The sequence below is a fragment of the Arthrobacter tecti genome, assembly GCF_054511355.1.
Genome location: NZ_JBTNCT010000023.1, coordinates 17298 through 42702, shown reverse-complemented (window position 1 = coordinate 42702; position 25405 = coordinate 17298). Strand labels below are relative to the sequence as shown.

Here is a 25405-nt window from a genome sequence, read left to right as displayed (position 1 = left end):
TAACCCTGAATGATCTCTTCACGCGTGGGAAAGGCTGGTGCAGCGGTGGGAGCCGGCGCGCTGGGTGGCGCCGTCGAAGGTGACGGAGGAGCCGAAGGGGAGGGGGCCGGCGTCGTTGTTCCCGGGGGTGCGCTGGGCGCCGAAATCGAAGGCCCGGGCGCCGTACAGCCGCTGAGCGCGAGGCCGAGGGCGCTGAGGAGCACAGTTCTGCGCTGCGGATCGGCGGTCACTCTGCCCCCTAAAGGATCGGTGGCTCAAGGGTAGCCGCCGTTGCGGCGGTCATCGGCTCGACGCCCCACGGTCGCCGGAAGGCAGCCTGCCCTGCACGGACGCATCAACTCTCCAAAAGGTGACCTTTAAAAACGTTTCAAGCGTCATCTTTTGGAGAGTCGATGCTGGTTGGGGGTGCAAATCAGGCCGGTCGCAGCCGCAGCTCCTGCATGCCGCCGTCAACCGCTATGGCCGTACCGGCGGTGGAGCCCGACGACGGCGACGCCAGGTACACGACGGCCCCCGCCACTTCCTCGGCGGAGACGAGCCGGCCGTGCGGCTGCCGCGCCTCAAGGGCCGCACGTTCCGCGGCCGGGTCCGGAGCTGAATCGAGCAGGCGGCCGACCCATGGAGTGTCAGCAGTGCCCGGATTGACCGCGTTCACGCGGATACCCTCGCGCAGATGGTCAGCGGCCATAGCCCGGGTGAGCGACAGCACCGCGCCCTTGGTGGCCGTGTACAGCGCACGCTGGGGGAGCCCGGCAGTAGCCGCGATGGACGATGTGTTTACAATCGCAGCGGCAGGGGACTTGCGCAGGTGGGGAAGAGCCGCACGGCTGACCCGGACCATACCCACAACGTTGATGTCCCACACGCGGTGCCACTCGTCGTCGTCGTTCGTTTCCACCGTGCCCTGCGCGCCGATCCCCGCATTGTTCACTACGATGTCGAGCCGCCCGTAAGTGGAGACAACGTGCTCGACGGCGGCGCGTACCGAGGCGTCATCGGAAACGTCGCACCGCACACCTTCAACGCCCTCGGGCGCCGCTTCCGGCTGCAAGTCGAAGGCGACCACCGACGCCCCTGCGGCGTGGAGCTTTTCGGCAATAGCGGCGCCGATCCCGGAGGCTCCGCCGGTAACTATGGCGACACTGTCCTTCAGCTCGTGGCTCATGGGAATTCCTTCCGGAAGTATTCCTGGCGCTGCCTGCCAAGACCGTCAATTTCAAGCTCGACGACGTCACCCGGCTGGATATATGGGAAGCGTCCCGACAGCGCCACGCCCTCAGGTGTACCCGTGAGGATGACGTCCCCTGGCTCAAGCACCATGTACTGGCTGATGTGGTGGACGACGGTTGCGCAGTCGAAGATCAAATCCGATGTCTTTGAGTCCTGGCGGATCTCGCCGTTCACCCAACTCTGCAGGCGCAGGTTGCCGGCGTCGATCCCGTCAGCCGGAACCAGCCATGGGCCCAGGGGAGTGGAGGCGGGAAGGGATTTGCCCTTGGTCCACTGGCCGGCGTCGCCGGGGATCTGGTACTCGCGCTCCGAAAGATCGTTGGCCAGCACGAAGCCCGCGATCGCCGCGGCACCATCCTCGACGCTGGACAGGTAGCTCGCCTCACGTCCGATGACGATGCCGAGCTCCACCTCCCAGTCGTACTTCTCAGAGGCGGGCGGGATAGGGGCGGCATCGTAAGGGCCGGCAATGGTGTTGGACGGCTTGAAGAAGACCACCGGGCGGGTAGGCGGCGCGGCGCCTGATTCCGCGGCGTGCGCGGCGTAGTTCATTCCGACGCAGACGACGGCGGCGGGACGGGCAACGGGCGCTCCGACGCGGAGTGCGTCAGCGTGGGGCAGAACCGGAAGTTCACCCGCGTCCAGTGCCTCGCGGACCCGTGCTATGCCATTCCCGGCGAGGAACGCGCCGTCGATGTCTCCGGTCAGGCCGCGAAGATCATACGTGGAGCCGTCCCGAACGACTGCGGGCATCTCGGCGCCACGCTCACCCAATCGCAGGAAATACATAAAGTGCCTCTCTAACATCTGAACTATGAAGCGTGTTGTGAAGAAGGATAGCGCAGAAAACGACCATTGACACTCAGACATCAGATGTTTATTCTCGAAGAAGTCAGACCTTTCCGAATGCGGTCGTAGCGATCGCGAAAGAACCAGGAGCCACGGCCTTGAGCATCATCACGGCAATCGAGACGTTCGACGTCCGCTTTCCCACCTCTAAGCACCTTGACGGCTCCGATGCCATGAACGCGGACCCGGACTACTCGGCGGCCTACCTCAGGATTATCACCGACGCCGGTGACGGTCATGAGGGTCACGGATTCGTCTTCACCATCGGCCGTGGAAATGACGTGGAAACTGCTGCGATCCACGCGCTCAAGGATCATGTCATCGGGCGTAATACCGAAGAGCTGCTCGATGACATGGGCGCAACCTGGCGCCTGTTCGTCCACGATTCGCAGCTGCGCTGGCTCGGCCCCGAGAAGGGCGTCATGCACATGGCGATCGGCGCTGTCCTCAACGCTCTCTGGGACCTGAAGGCCAAGCGCGCCGGCCTTCCGCTGTGGCAGCTGCTCAGCCGGATGACTCCCGAGGAGCTCGTGAACCTCGTGGACTTCCGCTACCTCACCGATGCGCTCACGCCGGAGGAAGCCCTCGAAATACTTCGTAAGGCGGAGCCCGGACGCAGGCAGCGTGAGGAAGAGCTGCTCGCCGGCGGCTACCCCGCCTATACCACCACGCCCGGCTGGCTTGGCTACTCGGACGAGAAGCTGGCCAGGCTTTGCCGCGAAGCGGTGAAGGACGGTTTCCAGCAGGTCAAACTCAAGGTGGGCGGTGACCTTGAGGATGACCGCCGTCGTCTCAAGATTGCCCGCGAAACAGTGGGACCGGATATCCGAATCGCCGTCGACGCGAACCAGCGCTGGGACGTGGCCGAGGCGATCAGCTGGATGAAGGAGCTTGCAGAGTTCGACGTCGCCTGGATCGAAGAGCCCACCAGCCCCGACGATGTCCTCGGCCACGCGGCCATCGCCCGCGGCGTAGCGCCCATTCCCGTGGCAACCGGCGAGCACGTGCAGAACCGGGTCATCTTCAAGCAAATGCTTCAGGCGGATGCGCTCCAGGTGCTGCAGATCGATGCCGCACGCGTGGCAGGGGTCAACGAAAACATTGCGATTCTCCTCCTCGCTGCAAAATTCAACGTTCCGGTCTGCCCGCACGCCGGCGGCGTGGGCCTCTGCGAAGCGGTGCAGCACCTCTCGATGTTCGACTTCGTTGCCGTGTCCGGGACCCGTGAGGGCCGCATGATCGAGTTCGTCGATCACCTACATGAGCACTTCATCACGCCGATCGATGTCCGCCAGGGTCATTACTGGCCACCACTCGCTCCGGGTGCCGGCGCTGAGATGCACATGGCCTCGCTGCAGGAATACTCTTACCCCGGCGGCCCGGCATGGATGCCCGAAACCGTAGCGATCGCAGGCTAGCCATGGCCGCTGAGGAATCCTCAAAGAGCCTCGAGCTCCCGTTCGGGCGCCTGGGCTTTGGTGCCGCAGGAATCGGGAACCTGTACCGAAACGTGTCCGACGACGACGCGCGCGCCACCCTCGAAGCGGCCTGGGACGGCGGAATCCGCTACTTTGACACAGCGCCCCACTATGGTCTGGGTCTTTCCGAACGCCGCGTCGGCGAATTCCTCCGGACCAAGCCGCGCGAAGAGTTTCTGATCTCCACCAAGGTGGGCAAGCTTCTGAGGCCGAATCCGGAATATGCGGGTCAGTCCGACGACGAAGGTTTCGCAGTGCCCGCGAAGCTCAAGCGCAAATGGGCACCGGACGAGGCAGGCATCCGCGCCAGTCTGGAGGAATCCCTCGAACGGCTGGGCCTGGACAGCATTGACATCCTCTACCTGCACGACCCGGACGTCTACAACGTCGAGGAAGGCATCAGCCGGGCGCTGCCCGCCCTTGAGAAGCTGCGGTCGGAAGGGCTCGTGAAGGCAATCGGTGTTGGCGCCAACTCTTCCGAGGCCCTTCTCGCCTGCGTGGAACGCGCGGACCTTGACCTCATCATGCTCGCGGGCCGCTACACCCTGCTGGAGCAGCCTGCCCTTGCCGATCTGCTGCCCGCCTGCCTTGAGCGTGGCGTTGGTGTGGTGAACGTCGGGGTGTTCAACTCCGGCCTGCTTGCGTCATCGACCATCCGAGACGATGCACACTACAACTACCTGCCGGCGCCTGAGTCCGTCCTGAATCACGCACGCCGCCTTTCAGCGCTGTGCCGTGAGTACGACGTCGAACTGCCGGCCGCCGCGATCCAGTTCAGCCTGCATCACCCGGCCGTGGAAACCGTTGTAGTCGGCGCACGTACGGCCGTGCAGATTCAGCAGAACATGGAGTCCATGAACGCTCCGGTCCCGCACGAGCTATGGGCTGCTCTAGCCCGCGAGGGCCTGATGCCGGCATGACCCGAATTCTCGACTCACATCTGCACCTCTGGGACCTGTCCTCCGGCGGGTACTCGTGGCTCACCCCCGCCGCCGGCGAGCTGTACCGTACATATACGGCTGAGCAGGCCCGGGCGGAACTCGACGCTGCGGGGGTCGGGAGCGCCATTATGGTGCAGGCAGACGACACCGCCGCCGACACCGAATTCATGCTCGGGCAGGCTAAGGCACACAGCTGGATTGTCGGCGTCGTCGGCTGGGTTCCGCTTGATGACCCCTCTTTGACTGAAAACGCGTTGGCTGGTTACGCAGCCAACCCCGCGTTCGTTGGCGTGCGGCATCTGGTACACGATGATCCCCGGGACGATTTCCTCTCGCTGCCCGAAGTGCGTACGTCCCTCAAGACCCTGTCAGCAGCCGGTCTGCCGTTCGACGTCCCGAACGCCTTCCCTCGGCACCTGCAGGCCACGGTTGAGCTGGCCCACGACCTTCCGGAACTGAACGTGGTCCTCGATCACCTCGGCAAACCGCCGAGAGGCGACGCGGAAGCGATAGAGCTGTGGAAGAACCAACTCAGGCAGTTCGCTCAGCTGCCCAACGTGACAGCGAAGGTCTCCGGACTCGCGGCGCCAGGACAACCGCTCACCGTCGAGGCACTCCAGTCCGTCTGGGACCTAGCACTCGATGTGTTCGGGCCGGAACGGCTGATGTACGGCGGTGACTGGCCGGTGTCGATTCTCGGGGGCACCTACGAGGAGACCTGCGGGATCATCGGGCAACTGGCCACACAGCTCTCGCCCGATGAGCGCACAGCTGTCATGGCAGGAACAGCGACGGCTGTCTACCTGAATAACGGACGGAGGAACCAATGACGGTTCACAAGGACGAACACGCAACGCACCTGCTGCGAATGACCGGGGTGAGCAAGAGCTTCCCCGGCGTGAAGGCGCTCTCGAACGTGCACCTTGACCTGCGCCACGGCGAGGTTCTGGCGCTGGTGGGTGAGAACGGGGCCGGTAAGTCGACCCTGATGAAGCTCCTTTCCGGCATCCACATGCCGGATGAAGGCGCTTTCGAACTCGACGGTGAGCAGGTGGTCATCGGCGGCCCGAAGCACGCACAGGATCTGGGCATCAGCATCATTCATCAGGAGTTCAACCTGATGCCGCACCTGACCGTCGCACAGAACATCTTCATCGGCCGGGAACCGAAGAAGGGGCCGTTCCTGAGCGAGCGCGCCCTCAACCGGAAGGCAGCCGAGCTGTTCGACCGGATCAACATCGACCTGAATCCCGCCCAGATAGTCGGGGACCTCACTGTTGCGAAGCAGCAGATGGTGGAGATCGCCAAGGCGCTGTCCATGAACTCCCGCGTGCTCATCATGGATGAGCCAACCGCCGCGCTCAACGACGCCGAGGTGCAGACGCTGCACGAGCTCATCCGGGGATTCATTACCCCTGATACCGGCGTCATCTACATCTCGCACCGGATGGACGAACTGAAGCAGATCTCGCAGCGGATCACCGTAATCCGCGACGGTGAGTATGTGGACACCGTCGATACGCGGGAGACCACGATGCGCGAGGTCATCTCGCTGATGGTCGGCCGGCACGTGACCACCGATGTGCGTCCGGAGGGAGCGCCGGTCGATGCCGAACCCGTACTCACCGTCCGTAATCTCAGTACCAGGGAGCTGCTGAAGGATGTGTCCTTCGAGCTCAAGCGCGGGGAGATCCTCGGGTTCGCCGGGCTGATGGGAGCGGGCCGCACGGAAGTGGCACGGGCCATTGTCGGAGCGGACGCTTCAACCGGTGAGGTCGAGGTGCACGGGCGGGCGGTTTCGATCGGGAACCCCGCCGACGCCGCGAAGCTGGGAATCGGGTACCTCTCCGAGGACCGCAAGCACCTCGGTCTGATGTTGAACCGCACCGTCAACGACAACATAGCGATCACCACCCTCGGAGGACGCACCCGTGGCGGCCTCCTGAAGGACCGCGCACTGCAGCAGTCTTCGCGGGTAATGGTCGAGAAGCTGCGGATCAAGACTCCATCCATCCATCAGGAAGCCAAGAACCTCTCCGGTGGAAACCAGCAGAAGATTGTCATCGCCAAATGGCTCGCAAAGGACTGCGACATCCTGATCTTCGACGAACCAACGCGAGGCATCGACGTCGGTGCGAAGGACGAGATTTACAGCCTGCTGAACAATCTCGCGGCGGAAGGGAAGTCGATCATCATGATCTCCTCCGAACTGCCCGAAGTCCTCCGGATGTCGCACCGGATCGCCGTCATGAGCGAAGGCCGGCTCACCGGAATACTGAGCAACGCCGACGCCACCCAGGAGAACATCATGGAACTCGCAACCCACCATGAAAGTTCACTGCAATCTACACCGCCGTCCACAAACAATGAGGTTTCAATCCCATGAGCACCGTCAAGACTGAACCGCCGCAGAACCGCATGCGGCCGGACGCTGGATCGCCGAAGAACAACCTCGACTGGCAAGTTCGGATGAAGGCTTCGCTCCAGCAGCTCCTGGCTTTCGGGAGCCTGATCGCGCTGGTGATCGCCTTCGGCATCATGAATCCCCGCTTCCTGACGCCGGGCAACCTTTCCGACATCCTGCTGTCCACCGTGGTGATCGGCCTGCTCGCACTCGGAGCCACGTTCGTGATCATCACCGGCGGGATTGACCTCTCCGTGGGCACCGGCATGGCGCTGTGCTCGGTGATGGCCGGCGTCTTCCTGACCTATCTGGGATTGCCCCTGATCGTCGGCGTGATCGGGGCAATCCTGACCGGTGTGCTGATAGGAGCCGTCAACGGGTTCCTGATCTCCTACCTCAGGATTCCGTCCTTCATCGCCACCCTCGCGATGATGCTGGTGGCCGGCGGACTCGCCCTGGTGATCTCCGGAACCAGTCCGATCTACTTCAACAGCACCCCCGGATTCAGCGACCTCGCCCTCGGGAAGTCCATCTCCGGGCTGATCATCCCTAACGCGGTCTTCATCTTCTTCGCAGCGGCGATCATCGCCGGACTCGTGATGAGCAAAACGCTCCTGGGCCGCTACACCTACTCGATCGGCAGCAACGAGGAAGCAACCGCGCTCTCCGGCATCAACGTCCGCAAGTGGAAGATGTGGGTATACATGGCGGCCGGCGCATTCACCGGACTTGCCGGCGTCGTTATCGCCTCCCGCCTCAGCTCGGCCCAGCCGGGACAGGGCATGGGCTATGAGCTTCAGGCGATTGCCGCCGTCGTTATCGGTGGTACATCCCTCCAGGGCGGAAAAGGTTCGATCGTGGGCACCGTGATCGGTGCGCTGATCATGTCGGTGCTGACCAACGGGCTGCGCGTGATCTCCGTTCCGCAGGAATGGCAGGACGTGGCGATCGGTGCCGTGATTCTCATCGCCGTCTACCTCGACATGCTGCGCCGCAAGGACAAAACCTCCAAATAAACCTCATTCAACGTTCGCACCAATAACAAGGGAGTTATCCAATGATCCGCAAGAAAATGCTCGCCCTCGCAGGGGCAGCACTGCTCACCGCTTCAGTCGCGGCCTGCGACACCGCGGCCACCTCAAGCACCAGCGGCGGGAACGACGACGGCGAGACCTACGTCGCGATCGTCTCGAAAGGTTTCCAGCACCAGTTCTGGCAGTCCGTGAAGGAAGGCGCCGAGCAGGCCGCTGAGGAATTCGACGTCCGCATCACCTTCGAAGGCCCAGACACCGAATCCGACGTCGACCAGCAGATCCAGATGCTGAACACCGCGCTCGGCGCCAGCCCGGATGCCATCGCGCTGGCCGCACTCGACAGCCAGGCCGCGGGTCCGCTGCTGGAGCAGGCTCAGGAGGCCGGAGTTCCGGTAGTTGCCTTCGACTCCGGTGTTGAGAGTGATATTCCGGTCACCACCGCGTCCACGGACAACAAGGCAGCCGCTGCTGAGGCGGCCAAGCACATGGTTGAGCTCGTCGGAGATTCCGGCAAGATAGCGATCGTTGCACACGACCAGACGTCGTTGTCCGCAACCGACCGGCGTGACGGCTTCGTCGAGTACATCGAGGAGAACGCACCGGACCTGGAGATTGTTGACATCCAGTACGCAGGAGGCGACCAGCTCGCCTCGACGGACGCTGCCAAGGCCATCATCGCCGCCCACCCCGATCTCGACGGAATGTACGGGACCAATGAGGGCTCGGCCATCGGTGTTGTGAACGCTGTCAACGAACTGGGCATCGCCGGCGAGTTGACCGTCATCGGTTTCGACTCGGGCAAGGCTCAGCTGGACGCGGTGCGTGACGGCGTCATGGCCGGCGCAGTCACCCAGAACCCGGTCGGCATCGGCTACGAGACCGTCAAGGCCGCCGTCGCAGCGATCAACGGCGAGGAACTCGAAGACGTCATCGACACCGGCTTCTACTGGTACGACGCCGAGAACATCGACTCGGAAGAGATCCAGGCGAACATCTACGAGTAAGCCTCACACGAACAAAGCTCGGGGCGGGTACCGGTTTCGGTATCCGCCCCGGGCTTTTCTGCGTGTGGCTGAACGCAAACGCGCCGATTATGGGCACGATCAGCGGAAGGTCCCCACGTTCCTGCGCATCACCGGCGCGTTTGGCATCGGGTTCGGCGAGTCTCGGCGCTTTTGGCATTGGGGCGGCGAGCCGCGGCGGCGTGCGTCGTCGTACGCTTAGCTGGCGTTGGCGGCCGTCGCAGTTGCCTGCCGCAGCCACTGCTCAACCCCGCTGATGTGGACGGTGGTCAGCGCTCGCGCCAGTTCGGCGTCTGCGCGGGCGAGCGCATCCACGATCGCCTGGTGCTCAGACAACGTGCGGGCCACTGCCTTGTCCTGGGTGATGCCGCGCCAGACGCGGGCGCGCACGGTGCTGCTGGAAAGCCCGTCGAGCAGGCTGCACAGGTAGTTGTTTCCCGCGGCGGAGGCGATCATGCCGTGAAACTCGAGGTCGTGTGCCACCAGGTCCTCAACGGAGGTGTCGCTCTGCGCCGAGGCAATGGACTTCCGGAGGACCTCCACCTGCTCTTCGCTGATGCGGGACGCTGCCATGGCCGCCGACGCCGGCTCCAGGATCCGACGCACCTCGAACAACTCCAGCACGGAATTGTCCTGGTGCAGGTCAACAACGAAGGCAATCGCTTCGGTCAGCAGCTGTGGTTCGAGACTGGTTACGTACGTTCCGTCCCCGCGGCGGACATCAAGGACGCGTATGAGGTCCAGTGCTTTCACGGCTTCACGGAGCGAACTGCGGGAAAGGCCGAGCCTCTCACTGAGTTCCTTCTCAGGGGGCAGGCGATCCCCGGCCTTGAGTTCTCCGGAAAGGAGCATCTCCTTGATGCGGACGATCGCTTCGTCTGTTACAGCCATGGTCCCATTCTATTGGTCAGATGTTTTAAATGGTGCGCTATCCGGTTAAGCACTTCCGGCCGGCCCTGGTGGGCCGGCCGGAAGCGTGCGATTCAGGCGTGAGGGGGCGCCGTCGTCGGGCGCGGGCCGTCTACCTGGACCTGACCGTTACGGGTTGAGCGGCTTGGACTTGCGGCCGGGCTTGGTGGGCTTGATCTTGCGATCCTTGCCATTGATCCGGATGGGGATGATCCCCATATTCGGGGCACCGTCGGCAACAACCCACACCTCAGTGACTTTTCCGTCCTTCCAGGTGCAGCTCACCTCGTAGCCGCCGCGTGCCCGGAGGCCCGTGAAGGAGCCGTCCTTCCAGGTGCTCGGGATGGCTGGAAGCAGGTGGATGATGCCGGCGTGGCTCTGCAGGAGCATCTCGGAGATGGCGCCTGTTACGCCGAGGTTCCCGTCGATCTGGAACGGCGGGTGCGTGGTGAACAGGTTCTGCAGCGTGCTGAACCGCAGGAGACCGCGGAGCATGAAGCGTGCCCTCTCCGGGACGCCCAGGCGTGCGAAGAGCGCCGCTCGCCACGGCCACGTCCAGGACCGTCGGCTGTCGCCGGAAACGGTGGCCTCAGTGAACGGGACACCTTCCTTCTCACCACACCGGGCCTTCAGCGAGACCAGGGCCGCCGCCGCGAATTCCGGTGTCTGCGCTTCCGAGATCTGACGGCCCGGGTAGACCGCGAAGAGGTGCGAGGTGTGGCGGTGGATGTCGTTCGGATCGTCGCGGTCCGTCTGCCACTCCTGCAGTTGACCCCAACGGCCGATCTTGTTCGGGGCGAGACGCGACTGCATGTCTGCAATCTTTGCCCTGTGGTCCCGGTCAAGCTGCGCAACATCTTCCATCTCGAGGTAGTTCTGGAAGAGGTCCCAGATGATCTGCTGGTCATGCATGACGCCGTCTTCGCGCGGCCCATGCTCGGGGGACCACCCGTCCGGTGCCACAAGCAGGCCGTTCTCGTCTTCCTTCAGCTCGTCTTCCCAGAAGTTGCAGATCTCCTTGACCAGGGGGACGGCCGTCTCAACCAGGTATTTCTTGTCCTGGGTGAACGCCCAGTGCTCGTAGATGTGCAGCGCATACCAGGCGCTTGAAATGGTGTTCCACTCCCATCCGTTGCCGCCGAAGATACTTTGGCTGGTGCGCGCGGTCCAGCCGCGGATGTCCTCCCCGAAGTGCTTGCGGGTTGCCTCCCGGCTGGGGATCGCCACCTGCTTGATGAAGTCGACGAGCGGAGTGTGACACTCGGCCAGGTTGGTGGTCTCGGCACCCCAGTAATTCATTTGCACGTTGATGTTCGTGTGGTAGTCAGAGGCCCACGGCGGCTGGTTGAGGTTGTTCCATACGCCCTGCAGGTTGGCCGGCAGCCCACCCGGACGGGAGGATCCGATGAGCAGGTAGCGGCCGAACGTGAACAGCGTCTGTTCGAGTTCCGGATCCTCCCCTCCCGCACCGTAGGCGGCAAGCCGTACGTTGGTTGGCAATCCGGCGACACTCTCCTCGGTGCGCCCCCAGTCCACCGACACTCGACCCATCAGGCTCTGTACGTCCGCCGTGTGCTCTTCGCGCAGATCCTCATAGGTGCGCGTCGCGGCAGCGCCGATGGCCTTGACGATTCCGGGGCCCGGGTCCACGCCGCGCCATCCGGCGAGGGCGTCCATCTTGTAATTGGTGCGTGCGTCGAGAATGAGCGTGAGCTTCTGTGCCCCCTGAATCCGCAGCGCGCTTCCGGCGGCCGTTAGCGTACCGTCGGTTTCTGCAACTTGGAGGGTGGCCGCGTGCTTGAGCTTGTTCGCCATCTCACCCGAGAAGCTGAGTTTTCGTCCGGCGGTATCCGCGGTTGTCGGGGCGCCTTCCTGTGCTGACACCAGGGAGATGGAACCGGTGAGCCCTGCCGGGTTCTCCGTTTCATAGCGGAGAACGACGACGTCAGCGGACCGGCTTGCGAAGGCCTCCCGCATGATGCGCGAGCCCGTGGTGCCGTGCTGGCTGACGTGGATGCCGACGTCGGGATCCAGCGCGCGCTTGTACTCCGCCACCGCTGTGGCGCGGCGGGTGTCGAAGTTGTTGCCGACGAGGGAAATCTCGCCGACACGGAGTTTGGCTCCAACGCCGCGCAGAGTGAGACGGTACGTGTCGTAGGACTTCGCAGCGTTGAGGTTAAAGGTACGGGTTTCACCCCGTGCACCGAACGCGCCCGGCTTCTGGCTGTCCACAACGGTCCATTGAAAGCCGTTACTGGAACCTTCCAGAACCCATTCGGTGGGGTCTTCGGCGGGCTTGTCAGCCGCGGAGGTCACGGAGTATGAGCTCAGCGCCGTTGCCGTACCGATATCCGCCTGCCAGATGACACCGTCCTTCGCCTTCGGCGCGATCCAGGCGGTCGAGGGCGAGCCGTCCACGGAACGGATGATGTCCGTGTCGCTGCCCTCGCCGTCGGACTGTCCGGTAGGGGAGGACAGGTAAACGGTGGAGTTGGCACCGAGGTTCACACCGGCCAGTGAAATCTCCGACAGCTGGAAGTGGCTGACTCCCGGCTTGGGCGCGAAGTCGAACCTGTAGAACTTGTAAGCAGTGGTGCTAGCGGACTGGAATTCCTTGGTTTGAAAGCGGCTCTCGAACGGAGCGGGCAGGTTCTGGGTGTCTACCGCGGTCCAGGTTGTGCCGTCCTGCGAACCATTCAGCACCCAGCTTTGCGGATCGCGTGCCGGGACGTCGTTTGCGCTGGTGATGCTGTACTTCGAAACAACGACGGCGGTGGGAAGTTCCACCTGCCAACTCACCTTTGCGGGAGGATCGATCACGCACCACTTCGTGCGCGAGTTGCCGTCGATGGTCGCAGCGACGGTTTCGCTCGACGATGTGTTGTAGGGGCCGCCGGGAGAGGTCACCGTCGGCTGCTCGGCGAAGGTCACGAAGACATCACCGAAGTTCCGGTAGGAGCCGAATCCGGTGATGCCGGTGTCGTATTCTCCATCCCAGTTGTTCATGCCGCCCCAGAGGCTGTGCTCGTTGAACTGGATGCGGTCGCGTGCCGGGTCGCTGAAGAGCATTGCGCCCAGGCGGGCGTTGCCGATCGGCAGGGCGCCGGACTCCCAGACAACCCCCGGGCGCTGGAACCACAGCGTGTGGTTCGACAGGGCGGGATGCGCCTTCAGGACAGTTGCGGGGCGGGCCGCGCCTGGAGCGGCGATTGCGCTCTGCGAGATGAATTGGGTCATGAGCGGTGTGAGAGCGAGTGCTCCTCCGAGTTGAAGTACCTGGCGCCGGTTCGGCTGGTAAGCAGCCATGGACAACCTCCTGAGCTACATTGATCGGGTGTTTCGAACGAAGTGGGTCGTTCTTGGGATGCCAGATCGAGTATTTCAGGTTAATTCATCCGATGTCTATAGCATCTTGTGAGTTACGCTACTTCAACGTCGGATCTTTGGCGGCTGGCGGTGCGCTCGTGCCCGTCGGATCAAACACACCCAGCGAATCACCCGTTTCACAGGGCATGTCTAGACATTCCCAGTGAAAGGGCCGATTCAGTGGGGCGCTCGGCGCGGGAATCCCGGTGCTGTGGCGCTACTTCGCCCGGACCAGCCACACGGCGTTATCCGGCAGCAGCAAAGAGCCCTGCACCGCGTCGGGAGCACTCGCAAGTACGACGACGACGCCGGCAGGCAGTTCCGTCGGCTGCCCACCCATGTTGGCAATCACCGTGACATCCCCGTTCACGAAGGCAACCACGCCGTCGTCGGGCTGGTGAGAGGAGGGCCACTCAAGGGAGCCGTGGCCGAGTCGCCGGGCCGCACGTTCCCTCAGGGTGGCCTTCACGAGACTGTGCACCGAGTCCGGCTGGCCCACCTGCGCATCCGCGGCGTACTGCGCGAATGCCGGGGGGTGCGGCAGCCAGGGATCGGCGCCCGTGGAGGGTGCGCCGTCGTCGTCGTTCTGGTGGCTGAAACCGAAGCCGGGCGCCTGGGCCTTCCAGGGAAGGGGGACGCGGCATCCGTCACGGCCCCGCTCTGCGCCATTGGTGCGGAAGAACGAGGGGTCCTGGCGGAGATTGTCGTCGAGCAGAGTGTGCTCGGGCAGACCGAGCTCGTCGCCCTGGTAGAGATAGGCCGAGCCGGGAAGGGCGAGCATTGTGAGGAGCGCCGCGCGGCCCCGCCGGAGCCCCAGCGCTTCATCCGGCTGCTCATCCTGCGCTCCCACACCCTTGGGCAGGGTGGTGGGATCCGGGAGTCCGAAGCGGGTGGTGTGGCGGACCGTGTCGTGGTTCGAGAGCACCCAGGTGCTCGGTGCGCCAACATTGCCCGCCTGCTCAAGGGACTCGGTGATGCTCGCGGTCAGACGCCGCGCATCCCAGCCTGCGCGCAGGAAGTCGAAGTTGAACGCCTGCTGCATCTCGTCCGGGCGTACGTAACGGAAGAGCCGCTCGGCCGGTTCAACCCAGGCCTCGGCAACCAGCATGCGGTCCCCAGGGTACTCGGCAAGCACTTGGTTCCACTCGCGGTAGATCGCGTGCACGCCCGGCTGGTCGAAATAGGGCGGGGTGGGTTCCGTGGCCTCGGCTTCCTCCGCGGCGTGCGGCGTCTTCACCTCGCCCACCATGCTTTCGCGTCCGGACCAGTCGGGAAGGCCTTCGGCCTTGACGAGCCCGTGTGCAACGTCGATCCGGAAGCCGTCCACTCCGCGGTCCAACCAGAAGCGGAGGACGGAGATCATCTCCTCGCGGACCTCGGGGTTCTCCCAGTTGAGGTCGGGCTGCCTGGTGTCGAACAGGTGGAGGTACCACTGGCCGTCCTCCACGCGCGTCCAGGCGCTGCCGCCGAAGACGGACTGCCAGTTGTTGGGCGGCAATTCGCCGTTCTCACCGCGACCTTCGCGGAACATGTAGCGCGCGCGCTCCGGGGAACCCTTGGGCGAGGTGAGGGCAGCCTTGAACCACTCGTGCTCATCCGAAGTGTGGTTCGGAACCAGGTCAACGATCACCCTGAGGTCGCGCTCATGTGCCTCGGCAAGCATGAGGTCGAAATCTGCCAGCGTTCCGAAGCGCGGATCGACGTCCCGGTAGTCGGCGACGTCGTAACCGGCGTCAGCCTGTGGCGACACATAGAAGGGGGAAAGCCAGACGGCGTCGACTCCCAGGTCCGCAAGGTAGGGCACCTTCGTGGCGATGCCCGGGAGATCGCCCATTCCATCCCCGTTCCCGTCCGCGAAGGAGCGGGGATAGATCTGGTAAATAACGGCGCCTTTCCACCAAGCGGCTGAACGGGCCGTTTGATCGGAAATGAGCGAATCGGAGGGTTTGAAAGCAGTCACGGAACTCCTCAGCAATGGTGGTGTCACGATTCGATATCGACGGCGGTTGGGCTGCCCCAATTGTGTTGCTTGTCACAACGTAAGCGCTTACATTCAGGGTATCAAGAGGCGAGGCGGCGGATTCCTTGTGGGTGCCTGCTGCCAGACAAAGGAGTCAATTCCATGGCGATCATTCGCAGCAAGAAAGCGGTGCTGCCGCTTGCAGCACTCAGCGTACTAGCGCTCACCCTCTCCGCCTGCGGCGGGAGCGAGGGTGACGGGGGCGGCGAGGAGCCCGCAGCCGACTGCTCAGCCTACGAAGAGTACGGAACGTTCGAGGGCGAAGAGGTGAGCGTCTACTCAACCATCACCGACAGTGAACAGGATCTGCTGGAGAACTCGTGGGCGGACTTCGCGGACTGCACCGGCATCGAAGTGGCCTACGAAGGCTCCAACGAGTTCGAGACCCAGGTCCTAGTGCGGGCACAGGCAGGCAACCCGCCGGACGTCGCGATCTTCCCGCAGCCTGGCCTCCTGGCAGCGCAGGCACGTGAGGGATACCTCCAGCCCGCACCGCCGGAAGTTGAGGCGCTGGTCGACGAGAACTGGTCCGAGGACTGGAAGAGCTACGGCACCGTGGATGACACCTTCTACGCCGCGCCCATGCTCGCCAGCGTCAAGGGTTACGTCTGGTACTCGCCCACCACCTTCGAGGAAAACGGCTGGGAAGTCCCCACTACCTGGGACGAGATGATGGAACTCTCCCAAACCATCGCGGACAGCGGTGTCAAGCCGTGGTGTGCAGGGTTCGAGTCCGGTGAAGCAACCGGCTGGCCGGGCACCGACTGGATCGAGGACGTAGTGCTTCGCCAGGCCGGACCGGAGGTCTATGACCAGTGGGTTGCACACGAAATCCCCTTCAATGATCCACAGATCACCGAAGCCTGGAACACGGTGGGTGACATCCTCAAGAACGAGGAGTACGTCAACGGCGGGTTCGGCGACGTCCGGTCCATCATCTCCACGAACGTGGACGTGGCCGGTGACCCGGTGGCGGACGGCGAGTGCGCCATGTACCACCAGGCAACCTTCCAGGCCGCGAACTGGGAAGAAGGCACTGACATCTCGGAGAACGGCGACATCTGGGCCTTCATCACTCCAGGTGAGGAAGCCGGATCCTCCGCAATCACCGGCGGCGGCGAGTTCGTCGCCTCCTACAACCAGAGCGATGCGATCACTGCCTTCCTGTCCTATATGGCTTCAGCTGAGTTCGCGAACAACCGTGTGGAGCAGGGTGGTGCGATCAGCGCCAACCAGGGACTGGACGCCTCGCTGGCCTCCAGCGACCTCGACCGCCAGTCCATTGAACTGCTGCAGAGCGAAGAGACGGTGTTCCGTTTCGACGCCTCCGACCTCATGCCCGGGGCCGTAGGCGCCAACTCCTTCTGGAGTGGCATCGTGGAGTGGATCAATGGCACGCCGACCGAGGAAGTGGTCGACACCATCGAGAGCAGCTGGCCCGAGTAGTTCCTTCGTTAGGCCCGGCGTGTCACTTGAGTGACGCGCCGGGCCTTACCTGACTTTCTCCGGCAACGTCCTGCCCGGAGGAAACTCTCACTCGAGGGAAACTTCACACTTTAGGAGGCTCCGCTATGGAGGATGTCGGCGAGAAGTTCCTGCAGGTGGTGATCGCCCTGGCCATCTTTGCGGCCATCATCGGGCTCATCATGCTGCTGGTCGACCGGGCGCCAAAGTCTTTCCGCGATAAGGCAACGATCATCGGGTTCCTGGCGCCTGCAGGCATCCTGCTTACGGTAGGGATGGTCTGGCCCGCGGTGCAGACCACGTTCCTTGCGTTCACGGACCGGGACGGCAACGTCAACGGCCTGGACAATTTCATCTGGATGTTCACTGAGCCCACAGCCCTGGTGACCCTCCGGAACACAGTCCTGTGGGTAATCCTGGTTCCCACAATCTCCACGATCGTGGGCCTGGTGTACGCGGTCTTCATCGACAAGGCCCACGGGGAACGCGTGCTGAAGGCGCTCGTCTTCATGCCCATGGCCATCTCAATGGTGGGTGCGGGCATCATCTGGAACTTCATGTACGCCTACCGCGGCACCGAACAGGACCAGATCGGGCTGGTGAACCAGATCCTGGTGTGGTTCGGCGGCGAACCACAGCAGTTCCTCCTCGACGCGCCAGGGAACACCTTCTTCCTGATCGTGGTGATGGTGTGGATTCAGGTGGGCTTCGCGATGGTGGTCCTCTCCGCGGCGATCAAGGGAATTCCCGCGGATATCGTCGAGGCGTCCAGGCTTGACGGCGCGACGGCGTGGCAACAGTTCTGGTCCGTTACCATCCCCTCAATCCGTGGGGCCCTGATCGTGGTGGTCACGACCATCACGATCATCACACTGAAGGTCTTCGACATCGTGCGCACCATGACGGCGGGCAATTACGACACCTCCGTCGTCGCCAACGAGATGTACACGCAGGCATTCCGGGCAAACGAACCGGGACGCGGCGCGGCACTGGCGCTGGTGCTGTTCCTGATGGTGCTGCCCGTAGTGCTCTACAACGCACGGCAGCTGAAGAAGCAGAAGGAGATCCGATGACCTCGACCCCAGCCGTGCCGGCAATGGGCACGGATACCACTCCGGATACCACCCGGGAGGCGCCCATCACCCGGCGGGTGAAGAACAAGCTCACCTCGCGCGGGGCGACGATCGCCGCGATCATCATCGCGGTGCTCTGGACCATTCCCACCTTCGGGCTGTTCATCTCCTCCTTCCGTTCCGAGGAGGTCATCAACGACACCGGTTGGTGGACCAGCTTCACCCAATTCAACTTCACGCTGCAGAACTACGTGGATGTGATCGGCGACGAGGGTAGTTCGTCATCCAACCTCGGCCAGTACTTCGTCAACTCCCTGGCGATCGTCATCCCGGCCACCCTGATTCCACTGGTGGTGGCGGCGATGGCAGCGTACATCTTCGCCTGGGGACGGTTCCGCGGTAAGGACACCCTGTTTGTCTTCATCTTCGCCCTGCAGATTGTGCCCTTGCAGATGGCGCTCATTCCGCTGCTGAGCCTGTTCGTCAACCTGCAGATCGGTGAATTCCAGCTGATTCCGCCGGGCTCCTACGCCCAACTGTGGATTGCGCACACCATCTTCGCGCTGCCGCTGGCCATCTTCCTGCTGCACAACTTCATCGCCGAGATTCCCGGGGAGGTTATCGAGGCGGCGAGGGTGGACGGCGCCGGCCACGCCACCATCTTCTGGCGCATCATCATTCCGCTCTCCGTTCCAGCACTCGCGTCCTACGGAATCTTCCAGTTCCTCTGGGTCTGGAATGACTTGCTCGTGGCTCTCGTCTTCTCGGGCGGAACCGCCGACGTCGCTCCGATCACCCAGCGCCTGGCGGAGCTCACGGGAACCCGTGGTGGCGAGTGGCACCGGCTCACGGCAGGCGCCTTCGTATCAATGATCGTCCCGCTTCTGGTCTTCTTCGGACTGCAGCGGTACTTTGTCCGCGGTTTGCTGGCTGGTGGCCTCAAGGGCTGATGCGCGGATGATTAAGAGTGACTAGCATCGAGGATGTTGCGGTAGCCACCGGGGTCTCGACAGCGACGGTGTCGCGGGCCCTTCGCGGGCTCGCGGGGGTTTCGGAGGGCACGCGTGCCAGGGTGCTCAGCGCTGCGCAGGAACTGGGGTACGTGCCGTCGTCGGCCGCGTCCGGACTCGCCTCCGGACGCACCGTGGCAATGGGAGTGCTGCTGCCGTCTATCGAACGCTGGTACTTCTCGGCGGTCCTCGAGGGAGTGGACCGGCAGCTGCGCGCGGCCGGCTATGACCTGATCGTCTTCAGTCTGGGCGGCAGGGGCGCCAACCGTGAACGGGTGTTCCATCGCTCGATCCTCCGGAAGCGGATCGATGCACTCCTGGTCATGTGTATGGAGCTCACCGAGGATGAGCACAGGTCGCTGCGCGAATTGGAATCGCCCACCGTGGTGGTGGGCGGTTCCGTCCAGGGGGTGCGGCATGTCGGCATCGATGATCGGGTGGCCGTGCGCGACGCCGTCGAGCATCTGATCTCCCTCGGGCACACGAAGATCGGCCACGTGCGCGGAAGCGGATCCGACGGGCTCTACTTCGAGGTGCCGCGTATCCGCGAGGAGTCCTTCCTGGAGACGATGGCATCGCGCGGGCTTCCGGTCCGCTCCGAATGGTCTGTGTTCGGCGATTTCCGGTTCAACGAGTCCAAGCATGCGGTGACGCAGATGCTCTCCACTGTCGCGGAACGGCCGACGGCGCTGTTCTGCTCCTCGGATGAGATGGCCTTCGGCGCACTCACGGCCGCCTCCGAGCTCGGGATCCGGGTGCCTGAGGAGCTGTCCGTCATCGGCATTGACGACCACGAATTTGCGGAGCCGATGGGGCTCACGACCGTCCGCCAGATGCCGGAGGAGCAGGGGGCCTTCGCTGCGGACCTCCTGTTGGGCGAGCTGGAAGGCAATCCGCCCGTGCAATGCCCGCCTACTCAGCCGCACACCCTGGTTCAGCGGGCGTCGACCGGCCCGGCGCCGTCGTCGTGCCCCACTTCCCCATCGAGCGGGCGCTTATGACCATCTTTTCGCGATTTCGCCGTCATACGCGCCCGCTCGATGAGCGGACCTCCGCTGACGGTCATGAAAGACGACGCACCGGCAAGCTGCGAGTTACCTGGGCTTTGATGGCCGCCGCTGTGGTCGTGGTACTGCTTCTGCCGGACTGGGCCGACACCGGTGCGGCCCGCCCGATCTGGTTGTTCGCCTTGCCTGTGGTGCTCGGTTTAGTTGGGGCGGGTTTCGCCTTGGCCGGCAGGCATCCTTGGTGGGGTGTTCTTTCTGCAGTCTGGGGCTTCGTACTCATTCAAATGCTCGTTGTGATAACTACTCTTGTGAGCGGACCCTAGCGGACCCTAGCGGACCCTAGCGGACCCTAGCGGACCCTCACCGACGCGCGTCACAGTACCCCGGCCGATAGGCTTGGGTCCTATGGCTACCGAACTCCTCTACCTCGACGACTTCGATGTCCTCACCGCTCCAGCGACCGTCACGAAGGTCAGCGAGTTCGACGACGGCAGGCTCGACGTCGAACTCGACCGCACCTGCTTCTACCCGCGTGGCGGCGGCCAGGACTGGGACACCGGCGTCATCCGATTGGACGCGGATGTGTTCACCGTCGATGAGGTCCGGCTTGATGAGAACGGCGTTGTCCACCACCTGGGTGCCGGTGCGGTGTCGGAGGGCGCCGGCGTCGTACTCGAAGTGGACGGCGGGCGGCGCTCGATGAACACAAGACTGCACTCGGCGGGCCACATTGTGGACCTCGCGGTGGAGCGGCTCGACCTGCCGTGGGTACCGGGCAAGGGTGCGCATTACCCGCACATGTCGTTCGTCGAGTACACCGGCGAGGTGCACGGGGACATCGAGGAAACGCGGCAACGCATCGAGCGCGAGGTGGCAACGGTCATCGCCCAGGGGAGCCGCAACGAGATCCGCTTCATGCCGGTTTCGGAGATGGACGCCTACTGTCGGCACGTGCCGGAGAACATCCCCACTAACAAGCCCGCGCGGATTGTGCTCTACAACGAGACGTTCGGCGTGCCGTGCGGCGGAACCCACGTGCGGGACGTTGCCGACGTCGGGACCCTCACGATCACCAAGATCAAGTCCAAGAAAGGTGTCACCAAGGTGTCCTACGCCGTGGAAGGCCTGAACTAGCGCAACTCAGTGGGATGCTTCGACGGGGAAGTCCGCGTCCGAGGCCGCGCGGAACGGTGAAAGCGCCAACACCAGGGCCGAGATCAACATCATCGCCGCGGCCACACCGAGCGCGGCAACGCTCCCGAAACCCGTCGCAATAACGCCACCCAACGGTGCCCCAACCACGATCATGCCGCGGTTCACCGATCGCCGCGTCGCATTCATCCGGGCGATCAGCGCGTCGGGTGTGACCGCCTGCCAGTAACCCATCTCTACCGGGCCCTCAGCCCCGAGCGCACACCCGTACAGCACCTGCCCGAGGACCGCCAGCGCGAACGCCGCCCACACCGACGCGGGCCAACTCCCCATACTCCCGTCCCCCGTCGCACCGCCTGCAGCGAGAGGCGCCAGGAGAACGACGACGACGGCGGGCGGTTGCGCTAACCGCGCCGCGACCACCACCCGGCCAGTACCCCAGCGTTCTCCCCAGCGTTGGGACAGGGTAGTCCCGATTACGGCGCCGATTCCCGCGCCGCCGAGGACCAGCCCGAGGCCCAGTGCGCCGAGACGCAGGTCATTGAGGATCAGTGCCGGCAACACCGCGCCCAGCATCGCGGAGCCGATGAACCAGAGATGCGAGCTGAGCGCGAGGGGCCGCAGCATCCGGTGCCCGTAGATCCAGCGCAGGCCCTCGGCGATGCGGGTGCGTACCGGCGTCGTACTCCGTGCAGGTCGATCGCCGCCGGGAACGGTGAGGAGGGTGAGGCCCGAGAAGAGGTAGCTCGCGGCGTCGAGCAGGAGCGCGAACGGCGCACTGAGCAGCGCCACGATGCCACCGGCGACCGCGCCGCCCGAGGTCTGCGCGACGGTCTCGCTCTGCTGGAGGCGTGCATTCGCGCGAACCAGCTGGGAGCGCGGCACGAGTTGCGGCAGGAAGGACTGGTAGGCGGCGTCGCTCATCAGCGCCAGCGTCCCGAACACGAACATGAGGATCAGAAGCGCGGGAAGGCTGATGACACCGGTCGCCCCGAGGAGGCAGAGCACAGCCAGGATGATTGCCCGTCCGAGGTCCCCGGTGATCATGACGGTGCGTCGCCGGAACCGGTCCACCCAGATTCCCGCGAGCAGCCCGAAGAGCAGGTAAGGCAGCCAGCGCGCCGCGTTGACCAGCCCCTGATCCAGCGCGGTGCCGTCCATCGTGACGAGGATGAGCACCGAGAGCGCAACGGTGGTCAGGTAGGTCCCGAAGTCCGAGACCGACGACGCCGCCCAGAACCGCACGAACGCTGGATTCCGGCGCAGCTGCATGGTGTCAGGACGCGCGGGCGAGCTGGCGGATGGGAATCCAGCGGGAGGCAAGGCGGCGGTAAGCGGCGGCGGCGCCGGTCATGTCCGCCTCCGCGAGGCATTCGATGCCCATCCGCACGTCCATGGGCGATTCATCCGGGAAGACCAGATCGGCGACCGGACCGTAGTCCAGTTCCACGACGGCGTCCCGGCGGAACAGCTCCAGCCACTCGGTGAGCTCGGTGAGGTCCTCCAACAGGTCGAGCTCCGGTGCGGCGATGGCGAGGCTCGCGACCGCCCGCCGCGCGCGGTCGATACATTCGCTGATGGTGACGGCTACGCGCACGGTGTGGACTTCGCCGTCGTCGTCCACTACGTCCGTGAGGTCGTCCTCGTGGATCAGGACGAACCAGGAAAAAGGCACCCCCCACGTGGCGGAGCGCGTGTGCAGCTTCGCGGTGGACTCGGAGAGTGTTTCCGGATCCAGCCGTGCCTGCTGGGCAACGCGTGCAACTTCGGGAAGCAACACGTCCATGAGCGGCCCGCGGATGGTCTGCTCAAGTGACTCCGCGGCCAGGGAGGTTCGAACCGCCAACTGATTGGGGCAGTAATACGGGGCCGTTGTCCCATTACTGCGCGGATAATGCAGCACACGCACCAGATCCGGCTCGTGATGCGGGAACGGATCCGAGACGAGCCTGGTGATCCGCCGGAGGGCATCGACGCGGTCGAGGTCCTCGGTGACGTGGCGTTCACGCGTCCGCTGCTCCAGGATGGCAAGCTGCTGGGCGTCGCTGAAGGCATCAAGCGGCTCATAAACCCGCAGGAAAGAAACGTAGGGGAAGCTCCGGCCCGAGCCCGGTGCGCTCGCCACCGGTCAGTCCAGCTCGACGACGACGGGAGCGTGGTCCGACGCGCCCTTGCCCTTGCGCTCCTCGCGGTCGATCGAGGCGCCGCTGACCCGCTGTGCAAGGGCGGGAGAGGCAAGCACGAAGTCGATGCGCATGCCCATCTTCTTCGGGAAGCTGAGCTGCTTGTAGTCCCAGTAGGTGTAGACGCCGGGTCCGGGGGTGTAGGGGCGGACGACGTCGGTGAATCCGGAATCCTCGAAGGCCGCGAACGCAGCGCGTTCCGGCGGGCTGACGTGCGTGTACCCGTTGCGGAGGAAAAGCTCGTTGTCCCAGACATCCTCTTCACGCGGTGCAATGTTCCAGTCTCCGGTGAGTGCCACCTGCGCCGTGGGGTCGGCTTCGAGGACCCCGACGGCGTGCTTGCGCAAGAGTTCGAGCCACTCGATCTTGTACGGCATGTGCGGATCATCCAGCGCGCGCCCGTTAGGCACGTACAGACTCCAGACGCGTACGCCGCCGCAGGTAGCGCCGATCGCGCGGGCTTCCTGCACCGGATCCGCGTCCTTGCCGAAGACCGGCTGGTCCGGGAAGGTACGCTCGACGTCCTCAAGCCCCACCCGGGAGGCGATCGCGACGCCGTTCCACTGGCTCACACCAAAATGCGCAACCTCGTAGCCGCTCTTCTCGAACAGCTCCCAGGGAAAATTCTCGTCCTTGCACTTGGTTTCCTGGATCGCGAGGACATCGACGTCGGAGCGGCCCAGCCAGGCTTCAACACGGTCTGCACGGGCTCGGAGGGAATTCACGTTCCAGGTGGCAATCTTCACAGACGCTACGTTACCGAAGTTGGCTGACATTCCCTGATGTGCACAGACACGCGTTCTCATCCGGCACCTATACCCTTGCGCTTATGTCGAGCAGCATCGGGGCCAGGGCGTGGGCCTCCAGCATCCGGGTCCGCATCATCGCCGTCGTGGCCGGCCTGCTGGCGCTGTCCTCAATCGGTTCGGTGCTGCTGCTGCGCGTGGTCCTGTTCGAACGGCTCCAGGAAGAGATCGCCACCAGCCTCGATCGCGAGGCCGAGGAGTTCCAGTTGCTGGCCGGTGGGCTGGACCCGCGCACCGGCCAGCCGTTCGGGAATGACCTGACGGCCATCTTCGACGTTTACTTCTCGCGGGAGATCGCCGACGAGGGGGAGACACTGATGGCCTACATCGACGGCGAACTCTATGAATCCAGCCGCGCCGCAGCGGTGCCGGACCTCGAGGACTTCTCTCCCGCCGTCGACTACTGGCTTTCCCGGACCGAGGTTGAGCGCGGGCGCCGGGATACAGAGGCGGGGGAGGCACAATACGTGGTCATCCCGCTGATGGGTGAGCCGAACAACGGCGTCATGGTGATCGCGAACTTCCCGGCCTTCGAGCAGAGCGAGATCGACAGTGCGGTGCAGACCCAGCTCGTGGTCCAACTGGGAACAGCCGTCCTGGCGACCCTGTTGGGGATGGCGCTCGCGGGGCGGATCCTTCGTCCGCTGCGCTCGCTCGCGGAGACCGCGCTGAGCATCTCGGAAACGGACCTCACCAGGCGGATCGACATCCGGGGCCGGGATGAGGCATCCCGGATCGCGGAGGCCTTCAACGACATGCTCGAACGCCTCGACCAGGCTTTCACCACGCAGCGCCAGTTCCTGGACGACACGAGCCACGAACTGCGTTCACCGCTCACGGTGATCCGCGGGCACATCGAACTGCTGGAACTGGACGAGACGCCTCAGGAGCGTGCTGCGACAATCGCTTTGGTGACCGATGAGATCGACCGGATGAACCAGATTGTCTCTGACCTCTTCCTGCTGGCGAAAGCGGAGCAGCCCGACTTCCTGCACCTCGAAAGCATCAACCTGCGCGACCTCGTGCTGAGCATGCACAGGAAGATGACGGCCCTCGGCAAACGGGACTGGCAGGTGCAGGTCCCACCGTCAACGCGCTTCACCGGCGACCGCCACCGGCTCACCCAGGCGATGCTGCAGCTCGCGGACAATGCCGTGAAACATACCGACGACGACGCCGCCATCCGGTTGGGTGCCGACGTCGCCAAAGGGCAGATCCGCCTGTGGCTTGCGGACAGCGGGCCGGGAATTGCCGACGTCGACGCCGAACACATCTTCACGCGGTTCCGGAAGGGAACAGTGAATGTGCCGGGCAGTCACCCGAACCGGGGCGGGGCTGGCCTGGGGCTTTCGATCGTGAGCGCGATTGCCGAGGCGCACCACGGCTCGGCGGCGCTCGTGGAGAAGCCGGGCTGGGGTGCCTGCTTCCAGATCACGCTGCGGCGGTAAGGGTGCGGC

Annotated in this window: 21 protein-coding genes; 12 read left to right on the top strand and 9 right to left on the bottom strand. The window is 64.1% G+C overall.

The window, feature by feature from the left end:
• Positions 1-18: 18 nt before the first annotated feature.
• From ACX80C_RS17745 to ACX80C_RS17735, 3 genes are all read right to left on the bottom strand, one after another.
• Entirely contained in the window at positions 19-258 is a 240-nt protein-coding gene (locus ACX80C_RS17745; RefSeq protein WP_459327785.1) for a hypothetical protein, read from the bottom strand.
• A 154-nt stretch (positions 259-412) separates the two neighbouring features.
• A complete protein-coding gene (locus ACX80C_RS17740; RefSeq protein ID WP_459327784.1) occupies positions 413-1165 on the bottom strand; it encodes an SDR family NAD(P)-dependent oxidoreductase in 753 nt (250 codons plus the stop codon).
• On the bottom strand, positions 1162-2019 hold the full coding sequence (locus ACX80C_RS17735; RefSeq protein ID WP_459327783.1) for a fumarylacetoacetate hydrolase family protein: 858 nt from the start codon (positions 2017-2019) through the stop codon (positions 1162-1164). Before ACX80C_RS17735 ends, ACX80C_RS17740 begins: the two co-directional genes overlap by 4 nt.
• A gap of 158 nt (positions 2020-2177) precedes the next feature.
• On the opposite strand from ACX80C_RS17735, the gene ACX80C_RS17730 reads away from it, so the two are divergent.
• Genes ACX80C_RS17730 through ACX80C_RS17705 form a run of 6 tightly spaced genes read left to right on the top strand, consistent with a single transcriptional unit; the run spans position 2178 to position 8940 of the window.
• Positions 2178-3497 carry an L-fuconate dehydratase gene (locus ACX80C_RS17730; RefSeq protein WP_459327782.1) on the top strand — a complete coding sequence of 440 codons (1320 nt, stop codon included), beginning with the start codon at positions 2178-2180 and terminating at the stop codon, positions 3495-3497.
• 2 nt (positions 3498-3499) lie between these two features.
• The gene (locus ACX80C_RS17725) at positions 3500-4477 is read left to right on the top strand and encodes an aldo/keto reductase (protein WP_459327781.1); all 978 of its coding nucleotides are present in this window, start codon (positions 3500-3502) and stop codon (positions 4475-4477) included.
• On the top strand, positions 4474-5328 hold the full coding sequence (locus ACX80C_RS17720; protein ID WP_459327780.1) for an amidohydrolase family protein: 855 nt from the start codon (positions 4474-4476) through the stop codon (positions 5326-5328). Before ACX80C_RS17725 ends, ACX80C_RS17720 begins: the two co-directional genes overlap by 4 nt.
• Positions 5325-6884, top strand: coding sequence for a sugar ABC transporter ATP-binding protein (locus tag ACX80C_RS17715; protein ID WP_459327779.1), 1560 nt, complete (start codon positions 5325-5327; stop codon positions 6882-6884). The genes ACX80C_RS17720 and ACX80C_RS17715 overlap by 4 nt, the downstream gene beginning before the upstream one ends.
• A complete protein-coding gene (locus ACX80C_RS17710) occupies positions 6881-7918 on the top strand; it encodes an ABC transporter permease (protein WP_459327778.1) in 1038 nt (345 codons plus the stop codon). The genes ACX80C_RS17715 and ACX80C_RS17710 overlap by 4 nt, the downstream gene beginning before the upstream one ends.
• Positions 7919-7959: 41 nt before the next feature.
• Entirely contained in the window at positions 7960-8940 is a 981-nt protein-coding gene (locus ACX80C_RS17705; protein ID WP_459327777.1) for a substrate-binding domain-containing protein, read from the top strand.
• Between the two features lie 216 nt (positions 8941-9156).
• On the opposite strand, the gene ACX80C_RS17700 is transcribed toward ACX80C_RS17705, so the two are convergent.
• The 3 genes from ACX80C_RS17700 to ACX80C_RS17690 all read right to left on the bottom strand — a co-directional run bounded on the left by ACX80C_RS17700 (position 9157) and on the right by ACX80C_RS17690 (position 15193).
• Positions 9157-9849, bottom strand: a complete 693-nt coding sequence (locus ACX80C_RS17700) for a FadR/GntR family transcriptional regulator (RefSeq protein ID WP_459327776.1) — start codon at positions 9847-9849, stop codon at positions 9157-9159.
• Positions 9850-9996: 147 nt separating this feature from the next.
• Entirely contained in the window at positions 9997-13173 is a 3177-nt protein-coding gene (locus ACX80C_RS17695; protein WP_459327775.1) for a glycosyl hydrolase family 95 catalytic domain-containing protein, read from the bottom strand.
• 277 nt (positions 13174-13450) lie between these two features.
• The gene (locus ACX80C_RS17690; RefSeq protein ID WP_459327774.1) at positions 13451-15193 is read right to left on the bottom strand and encodes a glycoside hydrolase family 13 protein; all 1743 of its coding nucleotides are present in this window, start codon (positions 15191-15193) and stop codon (positions 13451-13453) included.
• Between the two features lie 162 nt (positions 15194-15355).
• On the opposite strand from ACX80C_RS17690, the gene ACX80C_RS17685 reads away from it, so the two are divergent.
• The 5 genes from ACX80C_RS17685 to ACX80C_RS17665 all read left to right on the top strand — a co-directional run bounded on the left by ACX80C_RS17685 (position 15356) and on the right by ACX80C_RS17665 (position 20941).
• Positions 15356-16699, top strand: a complete 1344-nt coding sequence (locus tag ACX80C_RS17685; RefSeq protein WP_459327773.1) for an ABC transporter substrate-binding protein — start codon at positions 15356-15358, stop codon at positions 16697-16699.
• 125 nt (positions 16700-16824) lie between these two features.
• The gene (locus tag ACX80C_RS17680; protein ID WP_459327772.1) at positions 16825-17790 is read left to right on the top strand and encodes a carbohydrate ABC transporter permease; all 966 of its coding nucleotides are present in this window, start codon (positions 16825-16827) and stop codon (positions 17788-17790) included.
• Complete coding sequence (locus ACX80C_RS17675) at positions 17787-18740, top strand: carbohydrate ABC transporter permease (RefSeq protein WP_459327771.1); 954 nt, start codon at positions 17787-17789, stop codon at positions 18738-18740. Before ACX80C_RS17680 ends, ACX80C_RS17675 begins: the two co-directional genes overlap by 4 nt.
• 17 nt (positions 18741-18757) lie before the next feature.
• Positions 18758-19801: a LacI family DNA-binding transcriptional regulator gene (locus tag ACX80C_RS17670; protein ID WP_459327770.1), complete on the top strand. Its 1044-nt coding sequence runs from the start codon at positions 18758-18760 to the stop codon at positions 19799-19801.
• Between the two features lie 411 nt (positions 19802-20212).
• Positions 20213-20941: an alanine--tRNA ligase-related protein gene (locus tag ACX80C_RS17665; RefSeq protein WP_459327769.1), complete on the top strand. Its 729-nt coding sequence runs from the start codon at positions 20213-20215 to the stop codon at positions 20939-20941.
• A gap of 6 nt (positions 20942-20947) precedes the next feature.
• Here the strand turns inward: ACX80C_RS17665 and ACX80C_RS17660 are convergent, their stop codons facing one another.
• The 3 genes from ACX80C_RS17660 to ACX80C_RS17650 are packed head-to-tail and all read right to left on the bottom strand — an operon-like array spanning position 20948 to position 23888.
• Positions 20948-22231 carry an MFS transporter gene (locus ACX80C_RS17660; RefSeq protein ID WP_459327768.1) on the bottom strand — a complete coding sequence of 428 codons (1284 nt, stop codon included), beginning with the start codon at positions 22229-22231 and terminating at the stop codon, positions 20948-20950.
• A gap of 4 nt (positions 22232-22235) precedes the next feature.
• Positions 22236-23084 carry a hypothetical protein gene (locus ACX80C_RS17655; RefSeq protein ID WP_459327767.1) on the bottom strand — a complete coding sequence of 283 codons (849 nt, stop codon included), beginning with the start codon at positions 23082-23084 and terminating at the stop codon, positions 22236-22238.
• A 3-nt stretch (positions 23085-23087) separates the two neighbouring features.
• Positions 23088-23888 (bottom strand): exodeoxyribonuclease III, encoded by an 801-nt coding sequence (locus ACX80C_RS17650; RefSeq protein WP_459327766.1) that lies wholly within the window; start codon positions 23886-23888, stop codon positions 23088-23090.
• Positions 23889-23971: 83 nt separating this feature from the next.
• Between ACX80C_RS17650 and ACX80C_RS17645 the strand changes: the two genes are divergently transcribed.
• Positions 23972-25396, top strand: a complete 1425-nt coding sequence (locus ACX80C_RS17645; protein WP_459327765.1) for a sensor histidine kinase — start codon at positions 23972-23974, stop codon at positions 25394-25396.
• The last annotated feature ends 9 nt before the right edge of the window (positions 25397-25405 follow it).